The following is a 15,050-nucleotide window of genomic DNA, read 5'->3' as shown; positions in this document are numbered from 1 at the left end:
GTGGCGGCGGGCGAGCGGCGCATCGAGGCGGCGCTGCTGCACGCCGACCTCGCGCTGCGGCTGCGCACGCCGGAGCGCGCGGTGCCGGTCCTGTGGGACATGGCCGCGGCCGAACCGCTGCACGAGAGGCTGCACGCCCGGCTGATCCTGGCCCTCGCCGGCTGCGGCGAGCAGGCGGCCGCGCTCAACGTCTTCCACAGCTTCCGCGAGCGGCTCGACGAGCAGCTGGGCATCACGCCGAGCGAGGAGATCCGCGAGGCGCACCTGCGGGTGCTGCGCCAGCAGCTGCCGGTCGCGCGGGTCCCGGCCGGACCGACACCCGAGTCGCCCGCGCCGGCGCAGCTGCCGGCCGGCACGCCGGCGTACGTCGGTCGCGGCCGCCAGCAGCAGAAGCTCGACGAGGCGCTGTCGCCGGGCCGGGCCGACGGCACCCGGGTGGTGGTCGTCGTCGGCGCGCCCGGCACCGGCAAGACGGCGCTTGCCGTGCACTGGGCCCACGCGCGCCGCGACGCGTTCCCCGACGGGCAGCTGTTCGTGAACCTGCGCGGCTACTCGATGCTGCCGCCGCTGCGCCCGATCGACGTGCTCGGGCGGTTCCTGCGCGCGCTCGGCGCGCCACCCGCTCAGGTGCCCTCGAGCGAGGAGGAGGCGGCGGCGCTGTACCGCACGCTGGTGGCGGACCGGCGCATCCTGATCGTGCTCGACAACGCCCGCAGCGTGGCGCAGGTGCGGCCGCTGATTCCCGGCGGCGGGCACTGCCGCGTCGTCATCACCAGCCGGGTGCGCCTCACCGGGCTGGTCGCCCAGGACGACGCCCGGTATCTCGGCCTCGACGTGCTGCCACCAGACGAGGCGTACACGCTGCTGCGCCAGACCCTGGGCGAGGACCGGGTGGCCGCCGAGCCCGACGCGGTGGCGACGCTCGCGCGGGTGTGCGGGCTGCTGCCGCTGGCGCTGCGGGTCGCCGCGGCGAACCTCATCGCCCACCCGGCGGTGAGCATCGCGCAGTACTGCGCCGAGCTGCTCGGCGGCGACCTGCTCGGCGGCCTGCAGGTCGAGGGCGACGACCGGTCGGTGCGTTCCACGTTCGGCCTGTCGTACCACGCCCTGCCCGAGCCGGCCCGCCGAATGTTCCGCCTGCTGGGCCTGGTGCCGGGCGTCGACGTGACCGCCGAGGGAGCCGCCGAGCTGGCCGGGTCGAGCCTGGCGGCGGCGGCCGGGCTCCTGCGGACGCTGACGGACGCGCACCTGGTGCAGGAGCCGGCGCCCGGCCGGTTCGCCATGCACGACCTGCTGCGCTCCTACGCGTGGGAGCTCGCCGACGCCGGGGAGGCCCAGGCCGGGCAGCAGCGCCTGCTCGACTGGTATGTCTCGACCGCCGAGTCGGCGGCCCACCTGCGCTACCCCGGCGAGCCGGCGCAGGTGCCGGGCCCGGCGGCCCCGCTCGACCGGGCGAGCGCCACGCGGTGGCTCGAGCAGGAGCGGGAGAACCTGGTCAGCGCCACCCTCCACGCGGGACAGGCCGGGCTGCACCGCACGACGTGGCGCCTGGCCGAGGCGCTGCACGGCTTTCTGTCCCGGGGGAGGTACCTCGCCGACGCGCTGTCCGTGGCCACCGCCGGGCTGTCGGCCGCCACCGAGGACGGCGACCTGCGCGCCGTATCCGCCGCCCAGCTGTGCCTGGCCGACTGCCAGTGGACCCGCGGGTACAACGCCCTCGCCCGGAACCTGTTCGGCCAGGCTCTGACCACCGCCGAGTCGGCCGGCTGGCGCGACGGGCAGGCGATGGTGCTGCGCCGCATCGCCGCGGCGTACCAGGAGAGCGGCGCCATGCGCGCGGCGTCCGAGGTGCTCTCCCGGGCGCGCGACCTCACCGCGGACGCCACGGGCACCGGCCCCGCGGAGGACAGCATGAACCTCGGCCTGATCTGCTGGAAGACCGGCCGGCTCGAGGAGGCCGCGGCGCACCATGCCCAGGCCGCCGACCGGTTCCGGGCCCTGGGGTCCGAGGGCGGCGAGGCGGTCGCCCACACCAACCTCGGCATCGCCTACCGGGCGCTCGGCCGGTCGAAGGACGCGATCCGGGTCATCGCCGGCGCGCTCGAGGTGCACCGGTCCACCGGCAACCGCACGAGCGAGACGGTCGCGCTGAGCTGCCTGTCGGCCGCGCACTGCGATCTCGGCGAGCACGCCACCGGCCTGCGGCTGGCTCGCGAGGCGCTGCGCGGCGCCCAGCGGATCGACGACCGCCGGTTGCAGGCCAACGCCTTCTTCTCGCTCGCCACGGCCCAGCTGGGCGGTCACGATCTGGCCGGCGCCGCGGAGAGCTACCGCACCGCCCTCGGCCTGGCCGGCATCGTGCACGACCGGTTCCCGCAGGTCTCGGCGCTGGTCGGGCTGGCCACCGTGCAACTGCGCGGCGGCGATGCGCACGAGGCCCTCGCCACGGCCGACGAGGCGATGCGGCTCGCCCGGGAGGCCGAGCTACCGGTGCTGGCCGCCAGCGCGCGCAACGTGGTGGCGGGCAGCCGGGTGCGGCTCGGCCGCGCGCAGCTGGCCGTGCGGGACGCGACCGAGGCGCTGCAGCAGCACCGGGTCACCGGCCACCGGCCCGGCGAGGCCCGCAGTCACCTCGTGCTCGGCGCCGCGTACTCCGCACTCGGCCGGCCCGCGGCGGCGTTCGGGCACCTGCGCCGCAGCCTGCTGCTGTGCCGGCAGATGGGTGTCCCACCGTTCGGCGACGCCGGCCGGGTCGCGCGCTGACCGGCAGAACCGCCCGAATTCTGCCGGTGGCGCCGGAAGCCGGCGGCATATGTCCAGGTCACAACCGGTGTTTGCGGTATAGCCGCGCTACAGCGTCGCGGGCAGACGGCCTCCCTAGGCTCGGTCGCGAGGCGGCAGCCATGCGGATCCACCACGTGGCGCACCCCGCCCCGCCCGCCACCGTCCGGGTGTCCGATGTGGACGCCTGGGCGGCGATCCCCGAAGCCGTGCAATCCGACGGCCACCCGCAAGGACGTGACGCGTGACCGAGACCGAGACCCGCACACCCGTCGCCGCCGACCGGCCCGCCGGCGGGCTGTGGACGGCGAACTTCCGCTACTACTTCGTCGCCCGCACCGGCTCGCTGCTCGGCGACGCCATGCTCCCCGTCGCCCTGTCGGTCGGGGTGCTGCAGGCCGGCTACGGCGTCTCCGGCGTCGGCTACGCACTCGGCGCGTGGATGGCCGGGCTCGCGCTGTGCATGCTCTTCGGCGGCGTGCTGGCCGACCGCTTCACCCCGCGGCGGATGATGGTGCTCGCCGACGTGGTGCGCCTGGGCATCCAGGCCGGCATCGCGGTCATGTTCTTCACCGACCGGTCGTCGCTGTGGGCGATCGTCGCCCTGCAGTTCGTCAGCGGTGTCGCCACCGCGCTGTTCCAGCCGGGCGTGGCGAGCATCGTGCCGCAGGTCGCACGGGACGTACAGCGGGCCAACGGGGTCCTGAGGATGGTCGAGTCGGTCGCCGGGGTGCTCGGCCCGGCGCTCGCCGGCGTGCTGGTGAGCCTGGCCGGGCCGGGCACGGTGTTCGCCATCTACGCGCTGACCTACGGCATCAGCGGCCTGTGCCTGTGGGCGCTGCGGCTCGGCCCGACCGGCACGCAGGATCGGGGCGAGTCCTTCCGGCGGCAGCTGCGGCAGGGCTGGCACGAGTTCCGGTCCCGCAGCTGGCTCTGGGGCGTCATCTGCATCTACCTGCTGTACGGGTGCTTCGTCGCGGGCGTGTCGCTGCCGGTCGGGGCGAACCTGGTCACCGCGTCGCTGGGCTCGGCCGCGCTGGGCATCGGCATGGCCGCGCTCGGGGCCGGCGGCGTGATCGGCGGCGCGGTGGCGATCCGGCTGCGCCCGGCCCGTCCGCTGGCGGTCGGTGCGCTGGCGTGGGCGCTGTTCGCGCTGTACCCGATCGTGCCGGCGCTGCGGCCGGACGTGGTCGTGCTGTCGCTGGGCTGGGGCCTCGCCGGCATCGGCCTCGCCTTCTGGGCGGTCGTCTGGGCCACCACCGTGCAGACCCAGATCCCGGCGGAGCTGCTCAACCGGGTGTACGCCTACGACGTGACCGGCTCGCTGCTGTCGATGGCCCTCGGCCGCTCGATCGCCGGACCGCTCGCCGCGGCAACCGGAGAGCGCCCGTTGATGGTGGCGGCCACGGTGATCGGGCTCGCCTGCAGCGTCCTGCTCCTGGCGGTGGCGCCGATCCGGCGGCTGCGCGCGGTGAAGCAGGACGGGTGAGCCGGCACGCGCACCCGGCGTACCCCCGTATCCTCGGCACATGATCGGGACCCTGGACGTGGTCGTGCTCGACGCCGCGGACTACCGCGGCCTCGCCGCCTTCTACAGGGCGCTGACCGGCTGGGAACAGACCCACGCCGACGAGGACTGGGTGTCGCTCAAGGCCAACGACGGCTGGAAGGTCGGCTTCCAGCTGGCCCCCGACCACGTACCGCCGCAGTGGCCCGGCCAGCGCCACCCGCAGCAGGCCCACCTGGACCTCCGCGTCCCCTCGCTCGAGCCCGCCCTGGAGCGGGTGCTGTCCCTGGGCGGCACCCTGCTGCGCCGCAACGAGCGCTGGATCACGGTTGCCGACCCGGCCGGCCACCCCTTCGACCTGAACTGGCAGCCCGGCAGCACCGGCTGGACGCTGCTCGGCCCGGTCCTGGACTGCCCGGACCCGTGGTCGCTGAGCCGCTTCTACGGAGCCCTGCTGGGCAAGGAGCTGACCCAGGACAACGGCGACGGCTGCACGATGATCGGCGAGGCCGGCGACCGGCCTGTGCTGTTCCAGGCGGTGGCCGGCTACAACCCGCCGCGCTGGCCGGACCCGGCCCACCCGCAGCAGCTGCACCTGGACGTCCTGGTCGACGACCTGGACGCCGCCGAGGAGGCCACCCTGGCCCTGGGTGCGACGAAGGTCGCGAGCCCCGGGGGCACCTTCCGCGTCTTCCTCGACCCGGTGGGCAAGCCCTTCTGCCTTTGCACCGAGCCTGGCTGAGCGGCGGGCGCGTGTACCGTGGCCGGATGCCGATGAACTTTGATGCCTACGCACGCCTGCAGTACGCCGGGATGGGCGACGTCTACGAGCGGCTCTTCGGTGCGTTGTGCGGCCATCCGGCGCAGCGGCTGCTGGACCTGGCCGGGGTGACGGGCGGGATGCGGGTGCTCGACGCCGGGACCGGCCCCGGGACGGTGGGCGGGCTGGCGGTGGCGCGCGGGGCCGACGTCATCGCCGTCGACGCCGAGCCGAGCATGGTCGAGGTCGCGAAGCGCCGGCTGCCCGACGTGCGCCTCGCCGTGCTGCCCGACCTGCCGTTCGCCGACGGGGAGTTCGACGCCGTCGTGGCCAACTTCGTCATCAACCACCTCAGCGATCCGGGCGCCGGGGTGCGGGAGCTGGGGCGGGTGGCGCGGCCCGGCGGCCGGGTCGCGGTGACGATCTGGCCGGTGCCGGCGCCCCCGATGCAGCGGCTCTGGAGCGAGGTCTTCGCCGCCGCGGGCGGGCGGACCCCGGCGGACGCGCCGACCGTCGCCGCCGACAAGAACTACGAGCGCACGCCGGACGGGCTCGCCGGGATGCTGACGGCCGCCGGGCTGCGCGACGTCGGGGCCGAGCCGGTCGAGTGGGTGCACCGCACCGGCGTCGAGGAGCTGTGGCAGGGCACGGCGAGCGGCTTCGGGGCGCTCGGGGCGCTGCTGCGCGACGAGTCGCCCGAGATGGTCGGCCGCGTCCGCCGGGAGTACGAGCGGGCGGTCGTGCCGTACCGGTCGGGCGACGGGTCGCTGGCGATCCCGACGGGTGCGGTGCTCGGCTGGGGCACCGCCGGTTAGCCCCCACCCGCTACGCTGCCGCGATGGATCTGGAGGCGTTGCAGGCACGGGCGATCACCATCGCCGAGCTCTACGACCGCCACAACATCGCCGCCGGCCGCGGGGCGTGGAGCACCGGCGACCTGGCGCTCGGCTTCGCCGGGGACGTCGGCGACCTGGCCAAGCTGGTAATGGCGGTCGACGGGCGGCGCGAGATCGACAACGCGCGGGAGCGGCTCGGGCACGAGCTGGCCGACTGCCTCTGGTCGGTGCTCGTGCTCGCCGAGCGCTACGGCGTGGACCTGCCCGCCGAGTTCGCCCGGATGACCGACGGGATCGAGCGGGCGCTGCATCAGCGTCACGCGCCGGCCGGCTAAGACGGGGGGGGTCAGGTCGAGCCGGCGCGTGGGTTCGCTTGGCGCTGGGCGGCCTCGGCGGCGTACGTGGCCGCCAGCTGCTCCTGGAGCCGCTGGGCCCGCCGGTTGCGCACGATGTTCACCACGGTCAGCACCGGCGCGAGCAGCACCCAGTAGACGAACGCGGCCCGGCCGCCGTCGAAGACGAACAGCAGGTAGGCGGCGTAGGCGAGGAAACCGATCCCGACGAGAACCTCGACCGTCCGGGCTCCGCTACCTTGCCGGAAGCCGATGCCGCCCAAAACGATCATCAGCAGCCCGCTGAGGCCGAGGGCAGCGACATACGCGAGCAGCAGTCCAGTCAGCAACATCGACGAGCCTCCGCCCAACGATCGGTGGTCGTCTACCTTACTGAACCGCGGCATCCAACTCCTCAGCGGGCTGCGGCCCGCATGAGCTGGCGGACGGCGGCGGCGACGTCGCCGGGGCGCTCCGCCTGCAGCAGGTGGGCCGCGCCGACCTCCGACCACCGCGCGCCGGGCAGGCTCTCGGCGTAGCGGCGCTGGTGCTCGCGGATGGCGGCGTGCTGGCGTTCCCGCCCCTTCGCCGCGCGGGCCACCGACAGCACGATCGTCGGGCACCGCGGCGGGGCGGGCGGGCGGTCGCGGAACTCGTGGACGGCGGCCGCGACCGCGCGCATCTCCTTGCGGGTCTGCGCGGTCCCGGCCGGGGTGAGGTCCTCGGCGAGCATGGTGGCGTAGGTGTCCGCGGAGTACAGCCGGCGCAGGTTGGCGCTGAACAGCCGCGCGAGGGGGCGCACCCGGGTGAGGGCCTGCGTCACGGCCATCATCCGGTCGATGCGCTCGGTGGTGCGGTCCCAGGTGTCGTACACCGGGGAGCGCTCCGGCAGCGCGTCCGCCAGCAGCAGGCCGCGCAGCCGGGGGCCGAGCCGCTCGGCGGCGCGCCGGGCGACCAGGCCGCCCATGCTGTGCGCGACGAGCACAAACCCGCCCGGCACCACCGCCTCGGTCATGGCGACCAGGTCGGCGGCCATGTCGTCGATGCCCGGGGTGGCGCTCGTGCGGCCGCTGAGCGCGCGGCCGGCGCGATCGTAGGCGACCAGCCGGGCTTCGGCGGACAGCTCGCGCAGCACCGGATCCCAGCAGGTCCGGCCGCAGCCGGCGCCGGCCTCGAAGACCACCCAGTCCGGGCCCGCGCCGGACTCCTCCACGTAGACGGTCCGGCCGTTGACGGGCACCCGCCGCCCGGGGACGTCGCGCACGGCTCCTCCATGACATCTACAGTTTCGACTTAGATAATGGTATCGCATGTGAGATAGTACGACCGTGAACGCCGTCGAGCTCCTGCTACACCCCGTCCGGTTGCGCATCGTGCACGCGCTGGCCGGCGGGCGGGAGCTGACCACGGCGCAGCTGGGCGCGCTGCTGCCCGACGTGTCGCGGGTGACCGTGTACCGGCAGGTCGCCCCGCTGGTCGAGGGCGGTTTCCTGGAGGTGGCGGGCGAGGAGCGGGTGCGCGGGGCCACGCAGCGGCGCTACCGCCTGCGCCGGGACCGGCCGGTGATCGACGCCGGCGCGGCGGCGGCGATGAGCGTGGAGGATCACCGGCGGGGGTTTGCGGCCGCCGTGGCCGTGCTCCTCGCCGAGTTCAACGCCTATCTCGACCGCGAGGGCGCCGACCCGGTCGCCGACGGGGTGTCGTACCGGCAGGCGACGCTGTGGCTCAGCCCCGAGGAGCTCGGCGCGCTGACCCGGCGCGTGGTGGAGGCGCTGGGCGACGTGGCCGGGCACGGACCCGCCCCGGGCCGGGCGCCGTACCTGCTCAGCCCGATCCTGTTCCCCGCCGGCCCGCCCGAGGCCGGCGAGTAGGTTCAGCCGCCGGGCGGTGGCGGCCAGGCCAGGGCGCGCAGGTGCTCGGGGCCGCCGTTGACCACGTCGCGGTCGTGGCTGTGGCGCTGGTCCGGGTCGCCGGGGGCGTACTGCCACAGCGCGAACGTGCTCCAGCCGGCCGGCAGGTTCGAGGCCTTCGCCGTGTAGTTGGCGATGTCCAGCGGGTACGAGCCGTAGGAGGCGTCGTTGCCCGTGCACGGGTTCCACCAGTAGGTGTTGGTGTAGATCATCGGCTTGCGGCCGACCGACTCCTCGATGCGGCCGATGAACGCGTGTATCCAGTCCCGCATCCGCTGCGGGGTGAGCCCGTAGCAGGGGCCGGTGCGCAGCCCCGCGTACGGCCACTCCAGGTCGACGAACGGCACGAGGGTGCGCTCGTCGCGGGTGAACCGGGCGTGGCGCAGGAAGTGCTCGGCCTGGCCGATGGGATCGCCGCGGTCCGGGCGGGCGTACACGTACGCGCCCACGTACCGGCCGGCGGCCTTGGCGGCGGTGTAGTCGGCGGCGAAGTGCGGGTTGACGTATGCGGTGCCCTCGGTCGCCTTGATGTAGACGAACTCGCTGCCGGCCGCCACCTCGGTCGGCCAGTGCACCGGGTACCTGCCGTGGTCGTGGCTGGAGATGTCGAGGCCACCCACCGGGTAGCCGGGCGGCCGGCCGGCCTGGATCGCCGCGACGGCCTCCGGCGAGGGCGGCCCGGCGGGCGGGAGCAGCGGCAGCCGCGGCGGGCCGGCCGAGGCCACGCCCCACCCCGCGCCGGTGAGCACGAGCAGCGTGAAGGCCACCCAGCGGCGGCGCGGGGGCGTCCAGTCGATCGACCGGAACCACCGCCACCCGGCGCCGAGCAGCGCGGCCAGCGCGAGCAGCGACAGCAGCGCGCCCCAGCGCAGGCGGCGCCCCCTCGCGACCCAACGCTCCCGCACCAACCCAGTGTGCCCGGCGGGCGCGAACCCGGCGAGCCGTCAGCCCTGGTGCCGCAGCACTCGGTGCCGGCCGGGTCCCACGGCACCGCCCAGCCGGTGGCCGGCGAGCACGGCCGCGCCGAGCCCGGCCCCGGCCGCACGTGCACCCGGTGCTTCACCACCTTCTCCTCCGTCCAGGCGGTCAGGTGGCGCGCAACTCCTCGAGGTCGGTGCTGCGGCGCAGCAGCAGCAGGCCCGCGCCGGTGGTGACGAGCACGGCGCCGACCCCGGCGGCGGCGTCGCGGGCCAGATCGGGCCACGGGATCGGGATGGGGACGGAGCGGACCGGGTTGGCCTCGGGCTGGCAGAGCCGGGTCTGCGCGGCGCCGCCGATGCAGGTGTACGACCCGGAGCGATCCACGGTGGCCCGGGTGCCCAGGGTCCGGGCCATGCCGAGCCCCGCGAGCACGGCGAGCAGGATCGCCGGGACGGCCGGCAGCAGGGTCTGCCACAGGATCGAGCCGGCCAGCGTCGCGCGGGGCACGCCCGTGGCGACCAGCGCCGCGTACTCCCGGCGGCGGCTCGCCACGCCCTCGGCCACCACGACGATCATCGCGATCACGGTCAGCGCCATGGCCACCAGGATCGCCGCGTCGATGAGGTCCATGGTGCGGGCGTAGAAGAAGGGGTTGGGCTCCGGCCGCAGCGAGACCTCGGTGAGCAGGTAGGCCCGCACGCCAGCCGCGCCCGCGCCGAAGAGCACGCAGATGAGCAGCACGGCCAGGGTGCGGCTGCCGCTCCACGGGTCGTTCACCAGGCGGGCCGCGGCCAGGGTCGTCGAGGCGCGGCGGGCCCGGCGCTGCAGCAGGCGGCCGCAGGCGTGGGCCAGCCAGCCGGTGCCGAGCACGATGCCGAGCCCGGTGGCGGCGGCGCCGGCCGGCAGGAGCACCCACAGCCGCGGCACGGCGCCGCCCACCCCGAAGGCCGCGATCCCGGCCGGGATGAGCAGGGCCGGCCACGGGCGGGGGCCGGTGGTGCGGCGCACCCGCCGTACGACTCCCAGGGGACCGACCGTCACGCGGCGCATCGCCACCGCGGCCGCGAGCGCGGCGAGGGCCGGGACGGCCACGACGGCGAGAACCAGGAACCAGGCGGGCGGGCGGACGTCGGTGGGCAGCGGCAGCCGGCCCTCGGCGTCCGGATGGCCGAGCAGGGCGCGGCCGGCCAGGAACGCGGCGAGGCCGGCCAGCGACCCGGCCAGGGCGGCCACGCCGGTCTCCGCGGCGGCCACGGCGACGGTCTGCGCCGGGGTGGCGCCGGCCAGCCGGATCGCGGCGAGGCGCCGGTCGCGGGCGGGGGCGCCGAGCCGGGCGCACTGGCCGGCGAGGGCGATGACGGGGATGGTGAGCAGCAGCAGGGTGAGCAGCACGCCGGGGCGCAGGCCGGGCTCGCGCAGCACCGCGGTGCTGTACTGCGAGCGGACGCCGTGCGGCGTGAGCGGGCCGATCGCCACCACGCTGGCCACGGCGAGCACCGCAAGGGTGGCCAGGGCGGTGCTGAGCGCGGTCAGCCCGACCCGCGCGGTGTCCAGCCGCGAGCCGGCCAGGCCCAGCCGCAGCAGCGTGCCCGGCCTCACCGGGCGATCCCGAGGCCGGCCGGGTCGACGGCACCGTCGTGCAGCACGACCTCGCGGTCGGCGTACCCGGCGACGCGGCCGGAGTGGGTCACCAGCACCACGGTCGCGGACCGCTCCCGGGCCACGCCGACGAGCTGGCCCAGCACCTGCTCGCCGGCGAGGGTGTCCAGCGCGCCGGTCGGCTCGTCGGCGAAGACCACCCGCGGCTCGGTGACCAGCGCCCGGGCCAGGGCGCAGCGCTGCTGCTGCCCGCCGGACATCTCCCCCGGCCGCGCGCCGGCCACGTCGGCGACGCCGAGGCGCTCCAGCCAGGCCTCGGCGGCGCCGTGCGCGGCGCGCCGGGACGCCCCCGCCAGCAGCAGCGGCAGCGCCACGTTCTGGACCGCGGTGAGCTCGGCGACCAGCTGGCCGAACTGGAACAGCACCCCGAACTCGGTGCGCCGCAGCCGCGAGCGGTCGGCCTCGGATCTCGCGTCGAGGCGGTCGCCGCGGTACCGGATCTCGCCCGCGTCCGGCCGGAGGATCCCGGCCAGGCAGTGCAGCAGCGTGGACTTGCCGCAGCCGCTGGGCCCGGTGACGGCGAGGATCTCGCCCTCGGCGACGTCGAGCGAGACGCCGCGCAGGGCGGGCGTGGCGCCGTAGCTGCGGGCCACGTCCCTGGCTTGCAGTACCGCGGTCATGCGACAACCCCCGATGGCAGTTGGGCGACGCGCTGCAGCGTGGCACGCAGCCACACCAGGTCGGCGTCGAGATGGGCGATCGCGTAGTCCGCGGCGACCACGTCGCCGAAGGTGGCGCCGGGCGCGGACTTCGCGGCGGTGAGCTCGCGCAGCCGGTCGGCGTGCGCCTTGCGCTGGGCGGCCAAGTATGCGGTGGCCCGCCCCGTGTCGGGCCACAGCAGCGCGACCATCACCTTGGCCAGCAGGACGGAGCCGACGTGCGGGGCGGGCGGCTCGATCTCGGCCACCCAGCGCTCGAGGGCCTCCCGGCCGGCGTCGGTGATGGCGAACGTGGTGCGGTCGGGGCCGCCGGCGCGGTCCTGCCCCGCCTGCTCGACGAGGCCGTCGCGTTCCAGCCGGCCGAGGGTGGCGTACACCTGGCCGAAGCCGAGCGCCTTGGCGCGCGGCAGCCTCTGGTCGTAGGCGTGCTTGAGGTCGTACCCATGTTTGGGACCACCCCACAGCAGCCCCAGCAACACGAACGGCGCGGACATGCCCCCCACTATTCACCGGATGAATAGCCGGGTCAAGCGTCACCGCGAAACTCAGCCGCGGGCCTCAGCCCGCGGCCCGCGCACGGAAAGGGCCCGTCAGCGCTCCGAGAGCCGGCTCGGCGGGGCGTCCGGCTCGACGGCCGGGCGTGGCGGGGCGATGGCCGCCGCGACGACCTGCGCGTAGGCGGCCGCCGGGCAGGGCATCGGCCGCTCACACACGACGCAGCCGCCGTCGGCGGCGGCTGCGTGGCGGGCGAGCAGTGCGGAGGCGGTACGAGCGAGGATGCTGTCGGCGCGGATGAGAGGCACGGGCCCCGGCTTCCCACGCGCGGGAACGATCAAACAGTTTGGCTTCGTGATCTTGGCGTGAGCCCGATCACCCGGCGGACGGCGGCGGCCCGAGGGGGTTCGGGCCGCCGCATCGATCACCTGCCGGCAGGAGGCGCTACGGCAGGGTCCAGCGCTGGTTGGCGGCGCCGGAGCAGGCCCAGATCTGCAGCTGGGTGCCGTCGGCCGAGCTCGGGCCGGTGGCGTCCAGGCACTTGCCCAGCGACTGCAGGCTGCCGTCGGTCCCCGCCACCCACTGCTGCGCCGCGGTGCCGTTGCAGTCGTAGAGCTGCACCTTCGTGCCGTTGGCCGAGCTGGCCGCGGCCACGTCGAGGCACTTGCCCAGCGCGCGGAGCGTGCCGTCGGTGCCGACCGTCCACTGCTGGGCCGTCGAGCCGTTGCAGGTGTACAGCTGGATCTTCGTGCCGTTCGCGGAGCTCGCGCCGGCGACGTCGACGCACTTGCTGCCGTAGCCGGTGATCTGGCCGGTCCGGGTGCTCGGGGTGCCGCTGTCGGCGCCGGCCCAGAGGTACGTCCCGACGGTCTTGGCCGGCAGGGTGTTCGAGATCTGCTGGTTGCCCACCCGCAGCGTGAACGGCTGGCTCGCCCCGGTCTGGTTCACCACGACGGTGACGAGCGTGCCATCGGGGTTCTGGAAGGCGACGTTCGTGACCGTCCCGGTCGAGCCGTAGCCGGTCGACACGCGCCGCGCGCCGGCCGCGACGAACTTCGAGAACTGGGCGACCATGTTGTAGTCCGGCAGCGCCCAGAACGTGTCGCGGTTGGTCGGGCTCTGCACGAGCATGGTCGGGTCGGGCGAGCCGGACCACCGCTCGGGCGAGCGGTTCTGGTCCAGCATGCTGACCCAGCCCTCATACAGGGTGGAGTTGTTACGGAAGTACTGCACGATGCGGTCGGCCCCCGACGTACCCCAGACGGAACGCTCCGTCATGAGCACGTCCTTGTCCGGGTAGCTCGCCTTGACGGTGGACATGGCCGACGGGTCGCCGGCGTAGTCGTGGAAGGCGATGCCGTCCACGGACGAGTACGCGTCGCTGTGGCTGGACGAGCTGCCGAGCACCCCGGCGGCGTACGACACGCCCTCGCTGAAGTTGTGGTCGAAGGCCCAGATCTTCACGCCGCCGAGCGCGTTGTTGCTCAGCTCGGTGCGCAGCGCCTTGGCCAGCTGCCGCTCCTGGTCGGCGCTCACCAGCATGCCCGGGTAGTCCGCCGGCGAGAACAGCGGCTCGTTCTGCAGCGTGAGCGCGTAGATCGGGATGCCCTGCGCGACGTACGCCTGCACGGCCCGGCGGTAGTAGGTCGCCAGCGTCGGGATGTAGGTGCTGTTGAGGCTGCCGCCGATGATGTTGTTGCTGGTCTTCATCCACGGCGGGGCGGACCAGGCGCTGGCGAAGATGCGCAGGTTGGGGTTGATGGCCAGGGCCTGCTTCAGGGTGGTGATGATGTTGTAGTCGATGTCGCGCTGGATCGAGAACCGCGACAGCGACGGGTCGGCCGCCCCGTCGTCGTAGGTGTAGAAGTCGTGCGACGTGAAGTCGCTGGTGCCGAAGGTGATGCGGGCGACGTTGAAGCCGGCCCCGGTGGCCGGGTCGACGAGCGTGCGCAGCGCCTTGTCGCGGCCCGTCGCGCTCATCCGCGACAGGTTGTAGATGGTGGACTCCTCCAGCGACGAGCCGATGCCGAGGATCGACTGGTACTTCGTGGCGGTGTCGACGGTGACGGTGGCACTCCCGGAGGCGGCGACGATCGGGGCGTCGGCCTGCCGGGAGAGCTGGTAGGGAGTGCCGGCCAGGCCGGTGGCCGGGCTGGTGTACCAGTTGCCGTTCTTCGGCTCGTAGCCGGCGGTGCGCGACTCCGAGCTCCAGTAGACCTGGACCGAGGTGGCCGCCGCGGCGGCCGGCAGCTGGGCTGATGTGAGCAGGGCGGCCGCGGTGGCCGCGACGAGCAGTGCAGACAACGGCCGGGTTGGGACCATGCGCACGCCTCCTGGCGGGGAGTTAACTTCGGGACTTGTATTAAGCCCGGAAGCCAAATATCTGTCAATGTTCCTAACAGATACGCCGTGCCCCGCCCCCGGCCCAAGGTCCTAACCTGGGCCTTCGGCCTGGCCACCCACCGGCGCCGGCCCCGGCCCGAGCGTCACCCCGGCAGCGTACGGGCCGACTCCACGTTCCGGTAGATCCGGCGATGCCACCGGGCCGTCCGGGAGCGGTCGCGCGCGAGGGGTGAGACGCCCGACCTCGAGCACCACGTCGTCGGGAGCGAGGAGGGTCGCGCGCGAGGGGTGAGACCCCGCCGGGATGGGTAAGGCCAGGGTATGAGTGAAGAGAACGCCACGATGGGCACGACCGGCACCCCCGGCGGCGACGGCGCCTCCGTCATCGACGAGGAGGACCGCCTCAACGGTTCGGCGCGCGGCGTGTACACCCCGTACGGCCTCGGCGGCGAGGTCGACGACCCGGCCATGCCGTTCGACAAGAAGGTCGACTCCGAGGGCAAGCTCCACCTGCCCCGCAACGCGGCCCAGCGCGGTTAGCCGAGCGGCCCACAGCCAACGCGGCGCGATCCGGGTCGACGGCGTAGGCCGCGACGCCCCGGCGCACGCCCGGCCGGTGCAGTGCGCCTCCTGGCCGTTCTCGAAGTTCGAGCGGCCCCACAGCCGCGCGGCGCGATCCGGGTCGACGGCGTAGGCCGCAACGCCCCGGCGCACGCCCGGCCGGTGCAGTGCGGCCTCCTGGCCGTCCTCGAAGTACCGCCCGGTGACCCTTCGACGAGAGGAGCGTGCGGTGGCGCGCCGGTGCCCGGCCGCGCGCCCAGGGCGCGACCGGGCACCGTCCGCCCGG

General features: G+C 74.8%; 16 protein-coding genes. 8 read left to right on the top strand and 8 right to left on the bottom strand.

Features of this window, described 5'->3' with window-relative positions; genetic code table 11:
• The 6 genes from AB0M46_RS48630 to AB0M46_RS48605 all read left to right on the top strand — a co-directional run.
• Positions 1-2,763: tetratricopeptide repeat protein (locus tag AB0M46_RS48630; RefSeq protein WP_363348049.1), on the top strand; the 2,763-nt coding region annotated here is incomplete at its 5' end.
• 140 nt (positions 2,764-2,903) lie between these two features.
• Positions 2,904-3,029, top strand: a complete 126-nt coding sequence (locus tag AB0M46_RS48625) for a hypothetical protein (protein ID WP_363348047.1) — start codon at positions 2,904-2,906, stop codon at positions 3,027-3,029.
• Complete coding sequence (locus tag AB0M46_RS48620; RefSeq protein WP_363348045.1) at positions 3,026-4,270, top strand: MFS transporter; 1,245 nt, start codon at positions 3,026-3,028, stop codon at positions 4,268-4,270. Before AB0M46_RS48625 ends, AB0M46_RS48620 begins: the two co-directional genes overlap by 4 nt.
• Before the next feature lie 40 nt (positions 4,271-4,310).
• Complete coding sequence (locus AB0M46_RS48615) at positions 4,311-5,030, top strand: VOC family protein (RefSeq protein WP_363348043.1); 720 nt, start codon at positions 4,311-4,313, stop codon at positions 5,028-5,030.
• A gap of 26 nt (positions 5,031-5,056) precedes the next feature.
• Positions 5,057-5,863, top strand: coding sequence for a methyltransferase domain-containing protein (locus AB0M46_RS48610; RefSeq protein ID WP_363348041.1), 807 nt, complete (start codon positions 5,057-5,059; stop codon positions 5,861-5,863).
• 23 nt (positions 5,864-5,886) lie between these two features.
• Positions 5,887-6,219, top strand: a complete 333-nt coding sequence (locus AB0M46_RS48605) for a nucleotide pyrophosphohydrolase (protein ID WP_363348039.1) — start codon at positions 5,887-5,889, stop codon at positions 6,217-6,219.
• A gap of 11 nt (positions 6,220-6,230) precedes the next feature.
• Here AB0M46_RS48605 and AB0M46_RS48600 read toward each other — a convergent pair whose 3' ends face one another.
• Positions 6,231-6,569 carry a hypothetical protein gene (locus AB0M46_RS48600; protein ID WP_363348037.1) on the bottom strand — a complete coding sequence of 113 codons (339 nt, stop codon included), beginning with the start codon at positions 6,567-6,569 and terminating at the stop codon, positions 6,231-6,233.
• A 62-nt stretch (positions 6,570-6,631) separates the two neighbouring features.
• The gene (locus tag AB0M46_RS48595; RefSeq protein WP_363348035.1) at positions 6,632-7,480 is read right to left on the bottom strand and encodes an alpha/beta hydrolase; all 849 of its coding nucleotides are present in this window, start codon (positions 7,478-7,480) and stop codon (positions 6,632-6,634) included.
• 64 nt (positions 7,481-7,544) lie between these two features.
• On the opposite strand from AB0M46_RS48595, the gene AB0M46_RS48590 reads away from it, so the two are divergent.
• Positions 7,545-8,087 (top strand): helix-turn-helix domain-containing protein, encoded by a 543-nt coding sequence (locus AB0M46_RS48590; protein WP_363348033.1) that lies wholly within the window; start codon positions 7,545-7,547, stop codon positions 8,085-8,087.
• A gap of 2 nt (positions 8,088-8,089) precedes the next feature.
• Here AB0M46_RS48590 and AB0M46_RS48585 read toward each other — a convergent pair whose 3' ends face one another.
• The 6 genes from AB0M46_RS48585 to AB0M46_RS48560 all read right to left on the bottom strand — a co-directional run bounded on the left by AB0M46_RS48585 (position 8,090) and on the right by AB0M46_RS48560 (position 14,182).
• Entirely contained in the window at positions 8,090-9,031 is a 942-nt protein-coding gene (locus AB0M46_RS48585; RefSeq protein ID WP_363348031.1) for a GH25 family lysozyme, read from the bottom strand.
• A 181-nt stretch (positions 9,032-9,212) separates the two neighbouring features.
• The gene (locus AB0M46_RS48580; RefSeq protein WP_363348029.1) at positions 9,213-10,646 is read right to left on the bottom strand and encodes an FtsX-like permease family protein; all 1,434 of its coding nucleotides are present in this window, start codon (positions 10,644-10,646) and stop codon (positions 9,213-9,215) included.
• The gene (locus AB0M46_RS48575; protein WP_363348027.1) at positions 10,643-11,326 is read right to left on the bottom strand and encodes an ABC transporter ATP-binding protein; all 684 of its coding nucleotides are present in this window, start codon (positions 11,324-11,326) and stop codon (positions 10,643-10,645) included. The genes AB0M46_RS48580 and AB0M46_RS48575 overlap by 4 nt, the downstream gene beginning before the upstream one ends.
• Positions 11,323-11,859: a PadR family transcriptional regulator gene (locus AB0M46_RS48570; RefSeq protein WP_363348025.1), complete on the bottom strand. Its 537-nt coding sequence runs from the start codon at positions 11,857-11,859 to the stop codon at positions 11,323-11,325. Before AB0M46_RS48570 ends, AB0M46_RS48575 begins: the two co-directional genes overlap by 4 nt.
• Before the next feature lie 96 nt (positions 11,860-11,955).
• Positions 11,956-12,168, bottom strand: a complete 213-nt coding sequence (locus tag AB0M46_RS48565; RefSeq protein WP_363348023.1) for a hypothetical protein — start codon at positions 12,166-12,168, stop codon at positions 11,956-11,958.
• 136 nt (positions 12,169-12,304) lie between these two features.
• The gene (locus AB0M46_RS48560; RefSeq protein WP_363348021.1) at positions 12,305-14,182 is read right to left on the bottom strand and encodes a ricin-type beta-trefoil lectin domain protein; all 1,878 of its coding nucleotides are present in this window, start codon (positions 14,180-14,182) and stop codon (positions 12,305-12,307) included.
• 342 nt (positions 14,183-14,524) lie between these two features.
• Between AB0M46_RS48560 and AB0M46_RS48555 the strand changes: the two genes are divergently transcribed.
• Complete coding sequence (locus tag AB0M46_RS48555) at positions 14,525-14,743, top strand: hypothetical protein (protein ID WP_363348019.1); 219 nt, start codon at positions 14,525-14,527, stop codon at positions 14,741-14,743.
• Positions 14,744-15,050 lie beyond the last annotated feature (307 nt).

The sequence above is a fragment of the Dactylosporangium sp. NPDC051485 genome, from assembly GCF_040682015.1.
In the GTDB taxonomy this organism is placed as follows: domain Bacteria; phylum Actinomycetota; class Actinomycetes; order Mycobacteriales; family Micromonosporaceae; genus Dactylosporangium.
This window is presented reverse-complemented; position numbering and strand designations above follow the sequence as displayed.